At 60.6% G+C, this 1,203-nt stretch carries 1 protein-coding gene; it reads left to right on the top strand.

The genetic code is table 11. From position 1 onward, the window contains the following. Nucleotides 1–813 (top strand): FkbM family methyltransferase (locus FN369_RS01225; RefSeq protein ID WP_218579997.1); only part of this gene is annotated, 813 nt, incomplete at its 5' end. Nucleotides 814–1,203: the final 390 nt, after the last annotated feature.

The following is a 1,203-nucleotide window of genomic DNA, read 5'->3' as shown; positions in this document are numbered from 1 at the left end:
GCATTTCCGAAGAAAGATCACTTCTTACGCTCCCCTAGGGGTACTCTCTCTTGGTTGAAGGCAGAATGGCAGGGAGTCGTGAGACGTTCGGGCCGGCGGGAGCTGCTTCCCGGTTGCTGCTTGGAGGTCCATCCGGTAGCCGAGCTCTCCTATGCTTCCTATTGTTGCGGAGGGGGAGAGCCGGAGTGTGCCGCAGAGCTGCTCCGGTTTGGGAGGAGGTGCCGCCCGGGCATGGTGTTCCTCGACGTAGGTGCCCATTTCGGGGTTTTTTCCCTGGTGGCGCTTCGTCTTGGGGGTGGAGGAGCTCGCGCGGTGGCTATCGAGCCCTCCCGGCAGGCGATTCGCGTCCTGCGGAAGCAGGCCGCGCTCAATGGGATGCTCGGGCAGCTCGAAGTGGTCATGGCGGCCTGCTCCGATCGGTCTGGATGGATTTCCCTGGTAGCCGAAGGGCCGGCCGCAGGGCATTATTTGACCCCCCAACGGAACCGTCCGGCGTCCGAAACGCAAGCGGTGCGGGCTGTCACGATCGATGGTCTGCTCGCCGAGCGGGGCTTGCGTCCGACGCATCTGAAGATCGATGTCGAGGGGCAGGAGGCTGCCGTGCTTCGCGGTGCAGAGAGCTGCTTGCGTGGTCACCGCCCGCTGGTATTTCTTGAGCTGCACAATGCGTTTCTCCGCGCCGCCGGTGAGCATCCCGAGGCGATCGTCCAGTTCCTGGAGGCGATGGGTTATCGGCTGGTGGAAGGAGAGTCTCCGGGCTGCTTCGCGCGGGATTTGGCTCGGCTGGTTTTCGAGCCTCGAGAGGGAGCATGAGCCGCTGGGAGAATCTCAGTCTAGCCACAACCGTCTCCGATCATGCGCGACATTCCGCGCGGATCCTCTCTTCCTGCGAGAAGGGCGGCGACCCAGTAGCTGCAGTCGCCTCGCCATCACCGACGATGTGTCGGCGATGGCGCTGACCGAGAACCGGGCGGAACTCGGTCTTCCGCTTCGGATTTTGCTGCAGCCTCCCATCCTGCCTTGCTACGGTAAGGAAACCCCACGGCTTGCTATAGATCGATCCGGATGGGAACTTCTAGCCTGACTTCGACACTTTTTCTCCGACTTTGTGGTTTACCAACGATTTGCGAAAGTTAGGTAGTACGTAATATGCGCATTAATGTGTTGACGAAAACCAGTTGTATGTGGTATAAAAAAGTGCGT

The sequence above is a fragment of the Methylacidimicrobium cyclopophantes genome, from assembly GCF_902143385.2.
In the GTDB taxonomy this organism is placed as follows: domain Bacteria; phylum Verrucomicrobiota; class Verrucomicrobiia; order Methylacidiphilales; family Methylacidiphilaceae; genus Methylacidimicrobium; species Methylacidimicrobium cyclopophantes.
The sequence above is the reverse complement of the archived record's forward strand: the minus strand, read 5'-3'. Positions and strand labels throughout refer to the sequence as shown.